Source organism: Shewanella sp. GutCb (assembly GCF_002836135.1).
In the GTDB taxonomy this organism is placed as follows: Bacteria; Pseudomonadota; Gammaproteobacteria; order Enterobacterales; family Shewanellaceae; genus Shewanella.
Genome location: NZ_PJBL01000003.1, coordinates 132,605 through 149,884, shown reverse-complemented (window position 1 = coordinate 149,884; position 17,280 = coordinate 132,605). Strand labels below are relative to the sequence as shown.

Here is a 17,280-nt window from a genome sequence, read left to right as displayed (position 1 = left end):
CAACAATCACATTGGAAGGCGCGCTATTATGTTATATCGACCGTAGGCGCGTTAAGTTTAACTTTCTTTTAACTTATTTTGAGTTATTTTCTGGTCTGATTCTAAGTGCCACAGGGTTAAATGTTCTCCCCAACAACAGCCAGTGTCGAGCGCTTGTAGTGCTGGAGAGTTCACTTCGCCCATAATTGCTGCCCAGTGACCAAAGACGAGTGTATGTTCAGGGCGAAGTATGGCGTGATGGGTGAACCAAGGTGACAGTTGAGGATTATCACATTGTTCTATGGGTAATTTGCAGTCAAAATCTAGACGACCGTCGGGGTAAAGATAGCGCATGCGTGTCAGTGCGTTAATGGTATAGATTTTCTTATCTAGCTCAGATAGATCATCACTGTAGTGAGCAACTGAGTTAGTGTACATTTTTGCAATCAGAGCGGTTAAGTAATCCGGCTGTTGCAGTGCTTCTGCGACGATATCTGCTTTGTTTCTTAGTGTACTGAGATCCCATTGTGGTGGGATACCGGCATGGGTCATTAGTATGTTCTGCTCGGGATATTCTTGATAAAGTGGCTGAAGACGCAACCAATCAACCAATGCGCCTATATCTGGAGAGGCTAACAACTCGCCTAAATTATCTTTGGGGTTAGCGCGTTTTATTTTTCCATGCACCCCGAGTAAATGGAGATCGTGGTTACCGAGCACCACCTTAGCTGAGCCTTGCAATGACTTAAAATATTGTAGGGTTTGCAGCGATCCCTGACCACGTGCAATCAAGTCACCTACCGCCCATAGGCAATCTATTGAAGGGTTAAACCCCACTTTATTGAGTACTAATTCCAGCTCATCAAAACAGCCTTGAACATCTCCTACAAAATAATTTGCCATGTAACAATAAAACCCTTAATGAAGCAAGCCAGGAATGGCAAGACTGAATGCTGAAATCGGTGCTTTAAACTCATCACCATTACTGTTTTGCATGGTATAGCTACCTTCCATGACCCCGAATGGTGTTTCCAGTACTGTGCCGCTGGTATATTGATACGCAGTGTTTGGCTTTATGGTTGGGGTTTCACCAACGACTCCGGCTCCTTGGACTTCACTTTTACGTCCGTTCGCATCAGTTATACACCAATGGCGGCTTTTTAGGGTTACGTCTTGGTCACCCAGATTAATAATGGTGATGGTATAGCTGAATAAATACTTCTCTTCCTCTGGGGTCGACTGGGCTTCAATATATTCCGTTTTGACTTCAACTTTTACGGATGTCGTACTCTGGGTCATGTTTAGCCTCAAGTATGAAAAATCTGGAATGAGTTAACAGTATAGTAATGGGAGTTGTTTGTAATTGATAGAGAATGTGGTTTGAATCGCAGAAAATAGAAAGGGCAAATTAATGCCCTTTCAAATTGTTTTTAGCCATTGTTGCGGGTAAAACTTACACTTGCTTGTCGATGAACAAATTTGCCATAGCAACGTACTGTTCAACACTTATTTGCTCTGGTCGCAATGTAGGGTCGATATTAAGCTGTGCGAACTCATCATCAGTTAACATGTGTTTGAGGTTATTCCTCAGTGTCTTACGACGCATATTAAAGGCGGTTGTTGTCAAATGCCTTAACATTTCCACATCTTTACAAGGGAAGGGTTTGACTTTAAAAGGCACTAGACGTACTACCGCTGAGTCTACTTTTGGTGCCGGAGTAAAAGACTCTGGTGGAACTTCCAACACCGGCATGATTTGGCAATGATATTGTGCCATCACGGTAAGGCGGCCGTAGGCTTTAGTGCCAGGGCTTGCCGACAATCTCAATACCACCTCTTTCTGTAGCATGAAGTGCATATTTTCGATGTATTGTGCAAACTCAAATAGATGAAACATGAGTGGCGTAGAGATGTTATATGGCAGATTACCAAACACCTTCATCTGCATATCTTCACGTACTAGCTGTTTAAAATCAAAGTCAAGAGCATCACCTTGGTGGATCTCAAGCTTATCTTTTAGCGTCGGGTGTTTTTTTAGACGCTCAACTAAATCTTTATCTAACTCGACGACGGTTAACTTGTCGATACCGCTAGCAACGGGCTCAGTAAGCGCTGCCAAGCCTGGACCAATTTCAACCATAACGTGATCGTTATCTGGCGAAATAGCACCGACGATTCGATTGATCACGTTCTGATCGGTCAAGAAGTTCTGACCGAAGCGTTTTCTAGCCGTATGGCCTAAATGTACTTTATTACTCATGAGATAACTTTTTCACTAATTCTTTGCAGCCAAATCAATGGCTCTATTTAATGCACAGACAAAACTACCAATATCAGCAGAACCAGTGCCTGCAAGCTCTAAGGCCGTACCGTGGTCGACCGATGTTCTTATGTAGGGTAATCCTAGAGTAATATTGACTGAACTGCCAAAGCCTCTAGCTTTTAGTACTGGAAGGCCTTGATCGTGGTACATCGCGAGTACCACATCAGCATCTTCTAAGTATTTGGGTTGAAATATTGTGTCAGCAGGCAGTGGACCAATAATATTCATATCTAACGCTCGCAACTCTTCGAGCGCAGGTATGATGATATCAATCTCTTCTCTGCCTAAATGACCGTCTTCACCCGCATGCGGATTTAGGCCACAGACATAAATCTTAGGTGAAGGGATAGCAAATTTCTCAACAAGATCCTTGTGTAGAATTTTGACTATCTGGTGTAGTCGGTCTCGAGTAATTGCCTTTGCAACATAAGCCAGTGGAATATGTGTGGTGACAAGTGCAACCTGTAAACCAGGAGCAGCAAGCATCATGACAACATCTTGGCAATTTGCTTGGTTAGCAAAAAACTCCGTATGGCCGCTAAATGGGATGCCTGCTTGGTTAATAATCCCTTTATGCACGGGACCAGTAACCACGGCATCAAATTCGCCAACCATGTTTTTCTCACCTGCAAAACGCAGTGTATCGACAACATAATGGCTGTTCTGCTCATTAAGTTTGCCGCACACCGCTTCGCTCTCCAATGTAAATGGAACAATGGTAAGCGTACCGGCTTCTTGAGCTTTAGGAGGCTGATTTGGCTGGTAAGGTCGCAGTTGAATTGATAACCCAAGCTTTTTGGCTCGAGTTTGTAATAGTTCCGGATCAGCACAAACAACTAGCTCAGCAGGCCAAGCCTGCTGAGCTAGTTGTATCACTAAATCTGGGCCTATACCCGCCGGTTCACCCGGCGTGATAGCGATTCGTTTAGTCGACAATATGGTTAACCTCGATTCGGTTCCGGCTCGAAAATATCGATAAATGCCTCACTACGCATTTCATCTAACCAGTTCTGTAATTCTTCGTTAAATTTACGACGATATATTAACTGATGAGCTCGGTTTGTATTAAATTTATCGGTTGCATCGGTCGTGCGCTTCCCTTCAAGCTGAACAATGTGCCAGCCATGAGTTGAGCGGAATGGCTCGCTTATTTCACCCTCTTTGAGAGAGTTCAATGTTTGTTTAAATGCTGGAACCCAGATGTTTGGATCTGCCCAACCCAGTTCGCCGCCTTTAGCTGCAGAACCAGGGTCTTCTGAATACTGGCGTGCTAAGTCTTCGAACTTGGCGTCACCAGAACGGATTTGGGCTAAGAATCGGTCCAGCATGCTCTTGGCTCGCTCTTCCGAAAGGATCGGAGATGGCGTCAATAGTATGTGGCGAGATTTGACTTCTTTAACTTCCTGAGTCTGTAAGCCGCGTGCATCCATGACTTTTAGGATGTGAAGACCTGCACCACTCTTGATTGGACCTATTATATCACCGACTTTTGCATCGCTAACAACTTCAGCGAAAAGCGTTGGCATTTCGTTGATGTTCATATAATCCCAAAGACCACCTTCAAGTGCTTTTGGACCTGCAGATGCTGCAATGGCAATACTTCTAAAGTCATCACCATCATTTAAGCGTTTCAATACCGTAGCCGCTCTTTTACTTGATGCTTCAAGCTCGGCGCTGGTAGCATTGTTTGGAACATCGATTAAGATGTGACCAATCTGGAATTCTACATCTTTCAAGCCTTGCTCGTTAATCAGCTTGACTAGGTTGTTAATTTCTTGCGGCGAAACTTGGATCCGTCGTTGCACCTGAATACGTTGGATTTCACCGAGAGTCACTTCTTCACGCAGCTGTTCACGATATTGGGCAAAAGAGGTGCCATCAAGTTCGATCTGCGCTTTCATCTGCTCAACGGTTATTTTTTGCTCTTTAGCGATGTTTTCAATCGTTTGGTCTAACTGGAGATCACCAATATGAAGACCGATACGGTCAGCCATCTGCATCTGCAAGCGAGTCAAAATAAGGCGTTCTATAACCTGTGTTCGCAGTGCAGTATCTGATGGTAGCTTTTGCCCTGCGGTAGCGGCATTGGCTTTAATCGTCTTAACCATTCCAGCCACTTCACTTTCTAAAATGATGCCTTCATTAATTTGCACTGTGACGCGATCTAATGGTTCAACCGCAGCGTGAACAAGTTGGCTCATCGCCAATGTTAGTAAAGCAAAAATCAATCGGTTACAGCGTTTCATCCACAAAAATCCTTGGCATTTATGATGTCATTTACAGTATTTTCATACTGGGTTAATGATTCTTTTATCCTGCTTTGACTGCTTGTCATCGGCTAGGTTCAGCATTTTAGCTAATTTTGTTAATTTAGTTCTTTAAATAAAGTGGTTTGCGATAGTTAAAGAGGCCATCATTAAGCATATCGGAGACCCCTAACGGACCTGAGCCACCTAAACCTTTTATCACAAAATTCAGGTAAACACCGCTTTCAAATAGTTCTCGAGTATCATTGACTGGATTGTCTTCGTCAATGTAATTGGTCTTAATGCGGTAATGATAACTCAAACGGAGTGCCCAGCAACATGCTTCATATTGAAATCCGGTATAGGTTTCAACGCTGCGGCTTTCATTGAGGTCATAATACCAGTTTCCAACCAAATATAAGCTGTCATTAATTGGCCATGCACCTCTAAAGCCGACTTGTTTAATATCAACCGACTCGTTGGTATTGGTGTTTAGCAGGTCGGGGACATAGCGATAGCTTGCTTGCAGCAGTTTATTCTTGCCTGGGCGATAATCAACCGTGAGCTCACTTTTCTTATTCTCACTCTCTTTGGCATCATATTGAATTGAGCCACTTAAGAACCAATCAGCATAAAGCTGGGTGCTTAGTTCTGCAGCAAGAGCTGAGTTCGAAGTGTTTTCTTGGACAAAGTTATCAGTACTGCCATTAACGTCATTAAGACCGACACGGCTATCTTCTAAGTAAATAATTTGTCCCAAGCTAAATTTAAATATTTCTTTGTTTTGCTCATCAAACAGTTTGGTGGTTAAACCTAACGTAAACTGATTCGCGTCTGCAATGCGATCTAAGCCTGAAAAACGGCGCTCACGAAAGAGTCCGTTATAGTCTTCTTGTAACTGCGCTGTATCGTAAATACCGATGTTAGATTGATCTTCATAGCCAACATAAAGGTATTGGAATTGCGGTTCCAAGGTTTGGCGGTAATTAGTATCAAAATAGTCAGTAAAGCGCTCAAAATTGATCTGACCGTGAATTCGTACTTGCGGTAAAGTTCGACTAACAGTGTCATCAAGTGTTGAAGTTGATCGATTTGAATTGTCTTCTTGCCAATAATTGGTTTGCAGCAGTTTGACTTCGCTCGTCAATGAGCCCGCTGGGCCATGAATTGGGTAGGAGATGCTTGGCTCAATATGTAAGCGCGTAGCGGTTGAGTATTCACTGTCCTGATGTGAGAAGTTGGTGACTTCGCTCATCAAGTTAACATCAAAGCCATTCCAATATTCAGGTGCTCGGTAGTTAAAGGTGAACTGCGGCATGACTTGGTAAGGTTTCTCTTCCTCTCCAAGTACCTTGATATCTTGTACGCGACCACTAATATCCCAGTTTTCTTCAAAATAACTAATTTCACCAATACGCGTCAATTGGTTATCGGTAGCGCGCTGTACATCTGAATTCAGATCGTTGAAGTAGTTATTGTCTGATACGTCGGTATAATTTGCCAGTACGCGCCAGTTTTTGTCTATTGCACCGCTATGTTCCCAATGGTAAAGGTAACGGTTAGGGCTATTGGTTAACTTGTTATCATCGGGTAAAAATTCAAAGTTCAGTTGACCTTGTTGCTTTTCGCCAGCGAGATACCGAAATTCGGTTTTAGTGTATAAGCCACGAGCAGACATATAGTTAGGGGTAAATGTTAGATCGAACTCTGGCGCGATATTCCAATAATAAGGTGTCGCTATTTCAAAACCGTTAGTAGTACTGGTACTAAAGGACGGGAATAAAAAACCAGATTTTCGTTTATCTGAGACGGGAATTGTCATGTATGGAATATACATAATTGGTACACCACCAATTTTTAGCTTGGCGTCCCAAATCTCTCCCCACTCTTCTTTACTATCAATTTTGATTCTATCTGCTTCTAACAACCATGCAGGTGAATCAGCGGGACAGGTTGTAAAATTGGTTTTCGACATCAACAAGTTGTTTTCTTTGGTGATCTCTAACTTATTGGCATCGCCATGGATCTGTTGGCCATTAAGCCAATATTTAGCGCCTTGTAACGTCGCGCTATTACTGCGCATTTTTGCAACTAAAGAGTCGGCCGTGACGGTGAAAAATTCATCTTGAAATACTAAATTACCGTTAGCGGCTAGTTCTTCAGCTTCTTGATCAAGAATCGCTTCGTCAGCGGAGATGTTTCTGCCACCTTGACTGAAGCTAACATCGCCATTGAATTTAGCTTGTTTGCCCATTTGAGCTTCAGAGCGGTCAGAAATAATGGAGATACGTTCAAGATCTGCAGGATTATCTAAATCATACAGAGGCACATAAGGCTTAACAGGAGGCTCAATAATGCACTGTGAACTTTCAACAGTTGCAGTATTGGCGTCATTTGCCAAGGCTAATTGGGGAAGCAGGCTCAAGGCCAGAAAATAACGGATCTGCATCTTAGGTCAATTAATTATGATTTCTTAGTTTGGACTATTGAAGAAGAGAAAAGTTGAACCCTTTCTTGGGCAACTCAGCCAAATAATTTGTTTCAATCGCTTAGCTGTTTCCATTTTGTCGTTATAATAAAGCAATTTCTTCTTGAGAGCCATGAGGTGCCCTTGTCAGATCCTAGATTTCTTCAGTTAAATGCATGGGTAAACCAGTATTTTAGCACCAATGTGTCACCGGAACTTATTTCGGGAGACGCCAGTTTTAGACGTTACTTTCGAGTTATTGTTGGTTCAGTTTCTTATATTGTAGTTGATTCCCCCCCTAAACTGGTGCCAATCACTCCGTTTATACAGATAGCTGAAACTTATTCAAGATCCGGAATACCTGTGCCTAAAGTGATCGCTAGTGATGCTGAGCAAGGTTTTATGTTGCTTAGCGATCTCGGCGATGTGCAGTTATTATCGGTATTGAACCCCAGCAACCTAAGGCAGTATTACCAACAAGCGTTATTATTGTTAAACGATATCGCTAAAGTCATCGCGACTGATCAAGCAGCATTGCCCATTTATGACGATGAGTTTGTGCTTCGGGAATTGAATATATTTACCGAGTGGCTAGCAGAGCATCACCTTGGATTATCGAGTGATGATGTACGAGCTCAGACAGATATAGCCTTTCAGGTGTTAACCGAAAATGTCAGACAGCAGCCTCAAGTCGGCATGCATCGGGATTACCATAGTCGCAATATTATGCTGCAAGACGATGAATTAAAGGTTATCGATTTCCAAGATGCTGTTATTGGTCCTGTGACCTATGATGCGGTTTCATTATTACGCGACTGTTACATTCGCTGGCCTGAAGATAACGTCAATGAACTCATGCTTATTCATTACAAACAAGTGATTGAAGCGCAGTTATTGCCTGTTGAGGTTAGTTTTTCACAGTATCAGCGCTGGTTTGACTTGATGGGACTGCAACGACATATCAAAGCTGCTGGGATATTCGCGAGGCTAAATTACCGTGATGGCAAGCCTGCCTATATGGCCGATATTCCGTTAACATTGGAATATATTCGTGATATAGCGAGTCGCTATCCTGAGCTGAGTAAATTTAGCCAATGGATTGGAAGTGTCATTATCCCCGCAGTTAAGGCCAAAAAATGAAAGCAATGATTTTAGCGGCTGGACGTGGGGAAAGACTACGTCCGTTAACCGATAGTCTACCAAAACCTTTGGTTGAAGTGGCGCGCAAACCGCTGATTGTATATCACTTAGAAAAGCTAGCGATGGCTGGCTTTAAAGAAGTGGTCATTAATCATGCGTGGCTTGGCCATAAGCTGGTGTCGGCACTAGGTGATGGTGCTAAATGGGGACTGAAAATCTTTTATAGTGAGGAAACGCAGGCTTTAGAAACCGGTGGTGGCATTAAAAAAGCATTAACCTTACTCGGTGATGAGCCATTTTTTGTGATTAACGGTGACGTCTTTATTGATGCGCTGCCTAAAATCGAAAGCTTAGCTGCAGGGGAACTGGCGCATCTTTGGTTAGTCGATAATCCCATTCAACATCCACAGGGTGACTTTGCGCTATTAAATGGCAAGGTTTCAATGTTCGGGGAAAATAAGCTCACGTTTTCGGGGATGGGCGTTTATCACCCGGAGATGTTTACTCAAGTCTCAGCGCAAGCATTTTCGCTTGCGCCGCTGCTGCGTGAAGCTATGGCGAATGGGCAAGTCGTGGGTGATTATTTTGATCATTATTGGTGCGATGTTGGTACGGTAGAGCGTTTGGCACAAATTGAAACACGTGAAATACAAAAGGGTAAGTAATGCGAATTTGGGGTAAAGTTTTCGGTTTTATTATCGGGTTTATGTTTGGTCGTATCGGTGGCGGTATTTTCGGTTTGTGGCTTGGACATATGTACGATCGCCGTCAGAGCCAGCGGGCAGGGATTGGCAATAGTAGTAAGCGACAAGCGCTATTTTTTAATACCACCTTTGCAGTAATGGGCCATGTGGCGAAAGCATCTGGACAAGTAACCGAAGTTGATATTCGGATCGCGAATGCGTTGATGGATCAAATGCGACTGAGTGGAGAGGCTAGAGCGGATGCGCAAGCCGCCTTTAGAGAAGGAAAGGAAAGTAACTTTGATATCCATGCCTGCTTGAAAACCTTCAGATTGATCTCAATGGGGCGCAAAGAAGTATTGCAGATGTTTTTAGAGATCCAAATTCAAACGGCGTTATCAGATGCCACCTTGGATCCTAAAGAGCATTCAATTCTATCGACCATTGCTAAAGAGTTAGGCTTCAGCCAAAAGCAATTAGACGATTTACTTACGCGCTGGCAGGCGGAGTTCAATTTCCATCGAAATGGCGGCAATGGTAACCATACTTCAATTGAAGACGCTTATGATGTTTTAGGTATGGAAGAGTCGATGTCTGACCAAGATATTAAAAGAGCTTATCGTAAATTAATGAACGAGCATCATCCTGACAAATTAGTCGCTAAAGGGCTACCTGCAGAAATGATGGAACTGGCAAAAACAAAAGCTCAAGATATTCAAGCAGCTTATGATAGGGTTAAGAGTGATAGAGGTATGCGCTAACCCTGCATAATAATGATTAACGAGAAGGATCTGTTATGAGAAAAAGCCTAGCATTTGTATTGACCGCGTTTTGTTCTTTGCCCGCAGTGGCTGAAGTCTATGTGGCCCCCTTTGGTGGTTATAGCTTTGGCGCGAGTGATTTCGATATTTACAGCACCCAAAGTGAAGATAATGGCACCGTCAAAGTGTCTGAAGCTGAAAACTATGGCGTGATGTTAGGTTTTACGACTAAAGATCCTGGCAATGTTTACCTGCTTTATAGTCATCAATCGACTGATCTACGTGCCAGCGGCACTTTCAGTCCCGATGTTATCACCAAAATGGATGTTGACTATTTTCATGTCGGCGGCACTTTGTATTTTCCAATGAAAGACGTTAAGCCTTATGTCACCACCAGTTTGGGTTTAACTCAAATGAGACCCAGCGGCGCCTACTCTAATGAGACCCGCTTTTCAGTCGCATTAGGAGGGGGCGTAGAGTATCAAGTAACCAGTGCATTTTCGTTGTTCGCTGAGGTTAAGGGTTACGCGACCTTTGTAAATTCAAATAATGAACTGTTTTGCAGCGGACAGGGTTGTCTTTGGAATATTCAGACGGACATCATGTGGCAAGGCCAAGCTAATATAGGGGCAAGTCTTAAGTTTTAGGGCTTAAGCTTTAGCGCTTAAGTTTTCCAGCCAACATTCCAGCGTGAGAATAATAGATGCAGATAGTCATTTTAGATGGGTACACACTAAATCCAGGCGACCTAAGTTGGCAGCCTCTTGCCTCAATGGGTGAGCTGTCCTGTTATGAACGGACTGCACCACAAGACGTACTTGCTCGCTGTAAAGATGCCGAGATTTTGCTGACCAATAAAACTGTACTCGATGCAAAGACCCTCAAGCAATTGCCCAATCTTAAATATATTGGTGTACTTGCAACTGGGACTAATGTTGTTGATATCGACGCTGCCACTGCACTTGGGATCCTAGTGACCAATGTGCCAGGTTACGGGCCTGATGCCGTTGCACAAATGGTATTTGCCCATATCCTCCACGCGACTCAACAGGTAGCGCGTCACTCAGAGGCTGTGAAGCAAGGTCAGTGGTCTGAGAGTGAAGATTTCTGTTTTACTTTATCGCCACTGCAATCGTTAAAAGGTAAGACATTAGGCTTGATAGGTTTTGGTGATATTGGCCAAGCGACGGCTCAAATTGCAAAGGCATTCGGTATGCGGGTTATCGTGAATACTCGTAACGCTAAGGTTGTACTCCCCACTGGCTGCACTTGGGTTACGCAAGATAGCTTGTTTGTGGATGCGGATATTGTTTCGCTACATTGCCCCTTAACGGCGAGTACTGATAAGTTAATTAATCGCAGTGTATTAAAGCAGATGAAGCCCACTGCAATGTTAATCAATACTGCTCGTGGTGGCTTGGTTGATGAGCTCGCGCTGGCTGATGCGTTAGCGCAAGGGCAGATTGCTTTTAGCGGCGTAGATGTGTTGTCGAGCGAACCTCCACAAGCAAGCAATCCTCTGCTTAAGGCGCCCAATATTAGTATTTCACCGCATAATGCATGGGCAACAATTGAGGCTAGGCAAAATCTACTGAATATTGCGGTTAATAATGTTAGCGGCTTTCTAAAGGGTGACGCTGTAAACACGGTTAACTAACGGTTGGTGCCAGTCAAAATATTAAAGCCCTTTATGTAGCGTTACATAAAGGGCTTTTTGCTAACGGGCTTTTGACTACAGAACTTTTTACTAGAGAATGACCTTAACTTTATTAGCCGAGGCGAGGGCTTTATCTACTGCTCGTTCAATCGTGGTGTCTCTGGCTAAAGCGACGCCTAAGCGTCTTGAGCCATCTATCTCTGGTTTACCAAATAATCTAACTTGAGTATCTGGCTCAACTAATGCTTCTGCTATACCTGAAAACTGAATGTTGTTTGAGTGTCCCTTTGCCAAGATCACTGCCGATGCACTGGGGCCGTGTTGAACAATATTGCTGATAGGTAAGCCCAATATAGCCCGCACGTGTAGCGCAAATTCAGATAAATCTTGGCTTATCATGGTGACCATGCCGGTATCGTGTGGTCTTGGTGATACTTCTGAGAAATAAACTTCATCACCCTTAATAAAGAGTTCGACACCGAACAAGCCATAACCCCCCAGCGCTTGCACTACTTTCTCGCCGATGTCATGTGCCTTTGCCCTTACGACATCAGACATAATCTGTGGCTGCCATGATTCTCGGTAATCCCCCTCTTCTTGACGATGGCCAATCGCATCGCAAAAATGAATACCATTAATCGCGCTAATCGTCAGTAGGGTGACCTCATAATCAAAGGCGATAAACCCTTCGACAATAACCCGTCCACCGCCAGCTCTTCCGCCTTCTTGAGCATAATGCCAAGCAGCATCTATTTGAGATTCAGTGCGGATAACGCTTTGACCCTTACCTGATGAGCTCATTACGGGCTTTACCACACAAGGTAAACCAATAGCGGTAATGGCTTGTTTGAATTGTGTTTGTGTATCGCAAAAAAAGTATGGTGAAGTGGGGATTGCTAATGTTTCAGCTGCTAGACGGCGAATACCCTCTCTATCCATCGTTAATTGAGTGGCTTTGGCGGTTGGGATGATGTTGACCCCTTTCGCCTCTAACTCAACCAATGCTTGAGTGGCAATCGCTTCAAGCTCTGGGATCACAAGGTCTGGTTTTTCTAACGAAATGACTTGCTCTAGTGCTGCTGCATCAAGCATGTTGATGACGTGACTGCGGTGAGCTATCTGCATTGCTGGTGCATTGGCATAGCGGTCAACAGCAATCACTTCAATCCCAAAGCGCTGCAGTTCAATCGCCACTTCTTTGCCTAATTCACCCGATCCAAGAAGCATCGCGCGTTTTGCGCCCGCACTTAACGCTGTACCTATCATGGTTTGTACCTTTATTAGTCGTGTAGGGGGCTTACTCTCACACCAAGTTAAATCACTGGTTTGAGGCAAGGTTTATTATGATTATTAGTCTACCCTGAGGTTAAACCTTCTAAAGTAAGATAGGTAATAAATGTGTGGCAGATCACGTAGTTTTAGAAAAAAAGCGCACGCTAATATAAAGTTTTAAATCAAATAAATATGGCTTTGTACGACATTTGTTGCCAAGATGTTTTTATTGCGGTGGGGATAATTAATTCCCGTAATTAACACATTTAAAGGAGTGCGCTGTGTTTTTAGATTACTTTGCATTAGGAATTATCTTTTTTGTCGCCATTTTTATTTTTTATGGTGTGATAGCAATTCACGACATCCCTTATGAAATAGCAAAAGATCGAAATCATCCTCAGCAAGATGCTATTCATGTTGCTGGTTGGGTTAGCCTTTTTACGCTACACGCTATCTGGCCTTTTTTGTGGATCTGGGCCACCTTGTATCGCGAAGATCGTGGTTGGGGTTTCAACCAAGTTATCGAGAAAGAACAGATTTTAGACAGCGAGGTCAAGGGCTTGACTGAAACCGTGAGAAAATTAGAACAAAGGTTAGCCGCTGTTGAAGGTCGTCATACTGCTGTAGAGCAGGTCGAGCCCGTTGTCGAAGAGACCAGTGGATCACTAGAGGGGAAGGCGTAGCATGGACTTATTACTTGTTCTTACTTATACCGCAATTTGTATCGCTATTTTTAAAATATTCAAGATCCCACTGACAAAATGGACGGTCCCGACAGCAATTTTAGGCGGCATCTTTATTGTTGGCGCATTGATTGTATTAATGAACTACAACCATCCTTACACACCTTTCGCTAAAGAGATGTTCGTTACAACGCCGATCAACCCGCTAGTACGAGGAGTGGTCGTTTCAGTGGACGTTGAGCCAAACACATCGATCAAAAAAGGTGATGTATTATTTAAGCTCGATCCTACGGGATATGCAGCCATTGTAAAACAAAAGCGCGCAGCGTTAGTGGCGGCAGAGCTTGAAGTGCCACAACTGAAAGCCTCTTGGGAGATGGCTAAAGCTTCAGTGGTAAGAGTGACTGCTGATAGAGATAGAACCAAGTCAGCTTATGCTCGTTACGAAAAAGGTCGTAAAAGAGGCGGTGCAAACTCACCTTTTACTGAGTTAGAGCTTGATAATAAACGCCAACTTTATTTAGCATCAGAGGCACAATTGACCGCTGCCAATGCTGACGAATTAAGAGTGCGATTAGCTTTTGAGTCAAATGTAGATGGGGTTAATACTAAAGTTGCAGGGATCCAGGGCGAGCTTGAAAAAGCGCAATTTGACCTAGATCAGACCGTGGTTAGAGCGCCTGCTGATGGCATGGTGACACAGTTGGCATTACGTCCAGGGATCGTAGCTGTGCCTATGCCGCTGAGATCTTTGCTCAGTTTCATACCTGATGACGACCGTATTTTTGCAGGCTCATTTTGGCAAAACTCTTTATTAAGACTGCAGGAAGGTGACGAAGCCGAGGTTATTTTGGACGGTGCACCAGGTGTCGTCTTTAAGGGCAAAGTCGCGCAGATATTACCTGCGATGGCTGAGGGGGAGATCCAGTCTGGTGGTCGGCTTATCACTTCTAGTATTATGACGGTACGTGGCAGAGCTATCGTTGTGATTGAGCTAGAAGATCAGGATGAAATTATTAAACGCTTCCCTGCTGGTGTTTCTGGCCATATCGCAATTTATACTGAACATTTTGCGCACGTGGCGATAATGCGAAAAGTCTTGTTAAGAATGCAAGGTTGGCTGAACTATTTATTCCATTAATGGCATAGTGTATAAGCGCAGCGTCATGCAATTGTTGAAAGGGACCGTTAAGGTCCCTTTATTATTGGTTTTACATTGAATAGGCAGTAAAGAATGCAAGATATCAGGGATTTGACAGCAGTTTTGCGTTCCAATACCCCCATTGTGATTATCGAAACCTATGAAGAGTACCGAGTCATTGAGTTGCTCAAAAAGGTGTCGCTGGTACTGTATCAACCCCTGTTCAGTTGGAGTATTACGCAAGGGCTATCGCGAGTCGATAAAGACATGGGAGTGCAGAAGTTTAATAGTGAGCCTAGCGATATTTTGGGGCAGATAAAGTCGACGACCCAACGTGGGATCTATGCACTTTGCGATTTTCATCCTTTTGTTATTGATGAACCCAAGAATATACGCTTACTTAAAGAGATAGCATTGGAGTATGAAGCGCTGCAGCACACCATAGTGTTGATTAGTCATGCCTTTGAGATCCCGGCAGAGATTAAGCGCTATTGCGCTCATTTTCGACTGTCATTACCTAATAGTACTCAGCTACTTAATATTATCAATGAGCAGGTTAAGCAGGCTAATCAACAAGGCTTTAATATTGACGTCGATGAGTCAGCGGCGTTAAAACTTGCTGATAATCTAAGAGGGGTGACCTTTGATGATGCTCGTCGTTTGGCACATAAAGCCATTGTGGATGACGGTGCGATCACTTACTCCGATATCGATATTGTTAACCGTGGTAAGTTTGAACTGCTCAATATGGATGGGGTACTGCAGTTTGAATACGACACTAGCGACTTTTCTCAAGTGGCGGGTTTGCATAACCTTAAAACATGGTTGCAGCACCGTTCGCCATCATTAGGTCACGCAAGTGCGATCGACAGTCCCAAAGGTATTTTACTGTTAGGCGTGCAGGGGAGTGGTAAAAGCTTAGCAGCCAAAGCGGTAGCTGGATTGTGGCAAAGGCCTCTGCTAAAGATGGACTTGGCAGCGCTGTACAATAAATATATCGGTGAAACAGAGAAGAATCTTCGTCAAGCGCTCGAACTTGCTGACGTGATGTCACCGTGTGTTTTGTGGATTGATGAAATAGAAAAAGGCCTAAGCAGTGGCGACAGTGACGATGGCACATCGAAGCGGATCCTTGGGACTATTTTGACTTGGATGGCCGAACGAGAGTCCGATGTGTTTCTGGTTGCCACAGCCAATGATATTAGCGCATTGCCACCAGAGCTGATGCGTAAAGGGCGAATGGATGAGATTTTCTTTGTCGACTTGCCGGATGACGAGATCCGCAGAGCGATTTTTCTTATCCATGTTAAAAAGCGTAGTCTTGATCCGAGTATTTTGAACTTAGCTCAGCTTTCTATGGCAAGTGAAGGTTTTTCGGGGGCTGAAATTGAGCAAGCTGTTATCTCGGCCATTTATACCGCAAGAGCCACTAACCAAGATGTTGATCAACCCCTTCTGATTGCAGAGTTAATGAATACACGACCGTTATCGGTTGTCATGCGTGAAAAGCTGGCAGGATTAAGACATTGGGCGGCAGATCGCACGGTAAACGCGCACCGTTAATCAGTCGGTGGATTCATTAGATTGTTATAGTCAGACAAAGCTGTTTGCAATGGATATTTTGCGCTAGTTCCATAGAGTTTGTAGCCTATTTCTTAAATAAAATAGGCTACAAACTATGATGAATACAGCAGTATTCATCAAGTCCTATTACGCATCACAATTTCCCTCTTATACATCACATGAGCTTGTCGAATCGTTGCAACTTTCCAGAAAAAGGCGGAGAAGTTGAACCCTTCAGGAGTGTATCAAAAACGACAATTTGATGTTTCATATACAGATTATAGTTACCATTGGTAATCAAAACTGATTTCAACTGGAACGCCCTCTACAGTGAAAGGTAAAACATCATCCAATGTTAGCGTTACTTTTAGTGCAGCCTTCTCACCATCGAAAGGGCCAGAGAGCTGCTTAGGGATCTTAGTCACCAGTTCAGTAGGTTCTTCTATCTTGCCCCTTATATCCTGCCCGTTGGGTAACTTAATGGTGGCTTGCTGGCCGATCTCAACGTACTCGAGATATTTAGGATCTAAATAGGCTAATACCACGGGCTTATCTCTGCCGGTTAGCCATAGTAAGGGTTGATTCACATTTACTTGTTCACCAACTTGTACCAAAGTGTCCTCAACCCTGCCGGTAAACGGTGCCATTATCTTCATCTCTGTTTGTTTTGACTTTAGCTTGGCAAGTTGAGATTTAAGTTGATTACGCGTTTGAGTGACTACACCCGCAATGCTCTGAATATGTTGCCGTTCAAGCTCATGTAGCAGGTCAACCTTAGCCTGCTCTAATGCCATTTTAGAAGCGGTATTGGCCTGCATAACCATGGCCATATCAGAGGTGGGTACCACCCCTCTTTTCTGAAAGTCTAAGTAGGTAACGAGCAGATCATCTTGGCGCTTTACACCATGATGAGCCACTTCTATACGACCACGTAACCTTTGTAATACCTGTTCTCCATCAAAGGATGCTCCCCCTTCGAGCCCCTTTAGTTGTCGAGTGAGCTCTGTAACTTGGGCATCTAATTCTGGATCTGCAATCACCAATAAATCTCCACCTTTCTCTACTTCACCTCTGGCATGGTTCTCCACACTTTTCACCATACCTTTACTGGGTGCTCTCATCTCCAATGGTTCAGCTGTAATGATCCCCGGAGCAAGCACAAAGATATAAGGCTTTGCCAATATCCAACTCACTAAAAGGACAGGAGAGGCCACCAAAAATAACAGCATGTACCATCTAAATTTAAAACCAGCCCGTTTAGCTGCAGAATATTTAACCTCGACGCCATTATCTACATCTGGCTTATGAGCCTTAGGCGTCGCTTGGTAATTTACTTTCATCTTAATATCCCTGCTTCATTCTTTG

16 protein-coding genes are annotated in these 17,280 nt (G+C 43.7%); 8 read left to right on the top strand and 8 right to left on the bottom strand.

Annotation, left to right across the window (positions count from 1 at the left end; translation table 11 throughout):
• Positions 1-57: 57 nt before the first annotated feature.
• The 6 genes from CXF86_RS03950 to lptD form a co-directional block, all read right to left on the bottom strand.
• Positions 58-882: a symmetrical bis(5'-nucleosyl)-tetraphosphatase gene (locus tag CXF86_RS03950; RefSeq protein WP_101091339.1), complete on the bottom strand. Its 825-nt coding sequence runs from the start codon at positions 880-882 to the stop codon at positions 58-60.
• A 15-nt stretch (positions 883-897) separates the two neighbouring features.
• A complete protein-coding gene (apaG, locus tag CXF86_RS03945) occupies positions 898-1,278 on the bottom strand; it encodes a Co2+/Mg2+ efflux protein ApaG (protein WP_101091340.1) in 381 nt (126 codons plus the stop codon).
• 154 nt (positions 1,279-1,432) lie between these two features.
• A complete protein-coding gene (gene rsmA / locus CXF86_RS03940) occupies positions 1,433-2,239 on the bottom strand; it encodes a 16S rRNA (adenine(1518)-N(6)/adenine(1519)-N(6))-dimethyltransferase RsmA (RefSeq protein ID WP_101091341.1) in 807 nt (268 codons plus the stop codon).
• 15 nt (positions 2,240-2,254) lie between these two features.
• Positions 2,255-3,238, bottom strand: a complete 984-nt coding sequence (pdxA, locus tag CXF86_RS03935) for a 4-hydroxythreonine-4-phosphate dehydrogenase PdxA (protein WP_101091342.1) — start codon at positions 3,236-3,238, stop codon at positions 2,255-2,257.
• 5 nt (positions 3,239-3,243) lie between these two features.
• Positions 3,244-4,548 carry a peptidylprolyl isomerase SurA gene (gene surA, locus CXF86_RS03930; protein WP_102038389.1) on the bottom strand — a complete coding sequence of 435 codons (1,305 nt, stop codon included), beginning with the start codon at positions 4,546-4,548 and terminating at the stop codon, positions 3,244-3,246.
• A gap of 124 nt (positions 4,549-4,672) precedes the next feature.
• Positions 4,673-6,997: an LPS assembly protein LptD gene (gene lptD, locus CXF86_RS03925; RefSeq protein ID WP_101091344.1), complete on the bottom strand. Its 2,325-nt coding sequence runs from the start codon at positions 6,995-6,997 to the stop codon at positions 4,673-4,675.
• A 156-nt stretch (positions 6,998-7,153) separates the two neighbouring features.
• On the opposite strand from lptD, the gene CXF86_RS03920 reads away from it, so the two are divergent.
• Genes CXF86_RS03920 through CXF86_RS03900 form a run of 5 tightly spaced genes read left to right on the top strand, consistent with a single transcriptional unit; the run spans position 7,154 to position 11,256 of the window.
• Positions 7,154-8,155: an aminoglycoside phosphotransferase family protein gene (locus CXF86_RS03920; RefSeq protein WP_101091345.1), complete on the top strand. Its 1,002-nt coding sequence runs from the start codon at positions 7,154-7,156 to the stop codon at positions 8,153-8,155.
• The gene (gene murU / locus CXF86_RS03915; RefSeq protein WP_101091346.1) at positions 8,152-8,820 is read left to right on the top strand and encodes an N-acetylmuramate alpha-1-phosphate uridylyltransferase MurU; all 669 of its coding nucleotides are present in this window, start codon (positions 8,152-8,154) and stop codon (positions 8,818-8,820) included. Before CXF86_RS03920 ends, murU begins: the two co-directional genes overlap by 4 nt.
• Positions 8,820-9,599: a co-chaperone DjlA gene (gene djlA / locus CXF86_RS03910; protein WP_102038388.1), complete on the top strand. Its 780-nt coding sequence runs from the start codon at positions 8,820-8,822 to the stop codon at positions 9,597-9,599. Before murU ends, djlA begins: the two co-directional genes overlap by 1 nt.
• 35 nt (positions 9,600-9,634) lie before the next feature.
• Entirely contained in the window at positions 9,635-10,246 is a 612-nt protein-coding gene (locus CXF86_RS03905; RefSeq protein ID WP_101091348.1) for an outer membrane beta-barrel protein, read from the top strand.
• A 56-nt stretch (positions 10,247-10,302) separates the two neighbouring features.
• Complete coding sequence (locus CXF86_RS03900) at positions 10,303-11,256, top strand: D-2-hydroxyacid dehydrogenase (RefSeq protein ID WP_101091349.1); 954 nt, start codon at positions 10,303-10,305, stop codon at positions 11,254-11,256.
• Between the two features lie 90 nt (positions 11,257-11,346).
• Here CXF86_RS03900 and purT read toward each other — a convergent pair whose 3' ends face one another.
• Positions 11,347-12,522, bottom strand: a complete 1,176-nt coding sequence (purT, locus tag CXF86_RS03895) for a formate-dependent phosphoribosylglycinamide formyltransferase (RefSeq protein ID WP_102038387.1) — start codon at positions 12,520-12,522, stop codon at positions 11,347-11,349.
• A 287-nt stretch (positions 12,523-12,809) separates the two neighbouring features.
• Between purT and CXF86_RS03890 the strand changes: the two genes are divergently transcribed.
• From CXF86_RS03890 to CXF86_RS03880, 3 genes are all read left to right on the top strand, one after another.
• A complete protein-coding gene (locus tag CXF86_RS03890; protein ID WP_101091351.1) occupies positions 12,810-13,211 on the top strand; it encodes a DUF3302 domain-containing protein in 402 nt (133 codons plus the stop codon).
• A gap of 1 nt (position 13,212) precedes the next feature.
• Positions 13,213-14,352 carry an HlyD family secretion protein gene (locus CXF86_RS03885; protein ID WP_102038386.1) on the top strand — a complete coding sequence of 380 codons (1,140 nt, stop codon included), beginning with the start codon at positions 13,213-13,215 and terminating at the stop codon, positions 14,350-14,352.
• A 93-nt stretch (positions 14,353-14,445) separates the two neighbouring features.
• Positions 14,446-15,915 carry an AAA family ATPase gene (locus tag CXF86_RS03880; RefSeq protein WP_101091353.1) on the top strand — a complete coding sequence of 490 codons (1,470 nt, stop codon included), beginning with the start codon at positions 14,446-14,448 and terminating at the stop codon, positions 15,913-15,915.
• A 284-nt stretch (positions 15,916-16,199) separates the two neighbouring features.
• Here the strand turns inward: CXF86_RS03880 and CXF86_RS03875 are convergent, their stop codons facing one another.
• Positions 16,200-17,255 (bottom strand): HlyD family secretion protein, encoded by a 1,056-nt coding sequence (locus tag CXF86_RS03875; RefSeq protein WP_101091354.1) that lies wholly within the window; start codon positions 17,253-17,255, stop codon positions 16,200-16,202.
• Positions 17,256-17,280 lie beyond the last annotated feature (25 nt).

Bases quoted from the DNA above. Each gene is read 5' to 3' on its own strand.
- surA (WP_102038389.1), bottom strand. From the start codon at position 4,548: ATGAAACGCTGTAACCGATTGATTTTTGCTTTACTAACATTGGCGATG.
- djlA (WP_102038388.1), top strand. From the start codon at position 8,820: ATGCGAATTTGGGGTAAAGTTTTCGGTTTTATTATCGGGTTTATGTTT.
- rsmA (WP_101091341.1), bottom strand. From the start codon at position 2,239: ATGAGTAATAAAGTACATTTAGGCCATACGGCTAGAAAACGCTTCGGT.
- apaG (WP_101091340.1), bottom strand. From the start codon at position 1,278: ATGACCCAGAGTACGACATCCGTAAAAGTTGAAGTCAAAACGGAATAT.
- murU (WP_101091346.1), top strand. From the start codon at position 8,152: ATGAAAGCAATGATTTTAGCGGCTGGACGTGGGGAAAGACTACGTCCG.
- CXF86_RS03875 (WP_101091354.1), bottom strand. From the start codon at position 17,255: ATGAAAGTAAATTACCAAGCGACGCCTAAGGCTCATAAGCCAGATGTA.
- purT (WP_102038387.1), bottom strand. From the start codon at position 12,522: ATGATAGGTACAGCGTTAAGTGCGGGCGCAAAACGCGCGATGCTTCTT.
- lptD (WP_101091344.1), bottom strand. From the start codon at position 6,997: ATGCAGATCCGTTATTTTCTGGCCTTGAGCCTGCTTCCCCAATTAGCC.
- CXF86_RS03905 (WP_101091348.1), top strand. From the start codon at position 9,635: ATGAGAAAAAGCCTAGCATTTGTATTGACCGCGTTTTGTTCTTTGCCC.
- CXF86_RS03900 (WP_101091349.1), top strand. From the start codon at position 10,303: ATGCAGATAGTCATTTTAGATGGGTACACACTAAATCCAGGCGACCTA.
- CXF86_RS03885 (WP_102038386.1), top strand. From the start codon at position 13,213: ATGGACTTATTACTTGTTCTTACTTATACCGCAATTTGTATCGCTATT.
- CXF86_RS03880 (WP_101091353.1), top strand. From the start codon at position 14,446: ATGCAAGATATCAGGGATTTGACAGCAGTTTTGCGTTCCAATACCCCC.
- CXF86_RS03950 (WP_101091339.1), bottom strand. From the start codon at position 882: ATGGCAAATTATTTTGTAGGAGATGTTCAAGGCTGTTTTGATGAGCTG.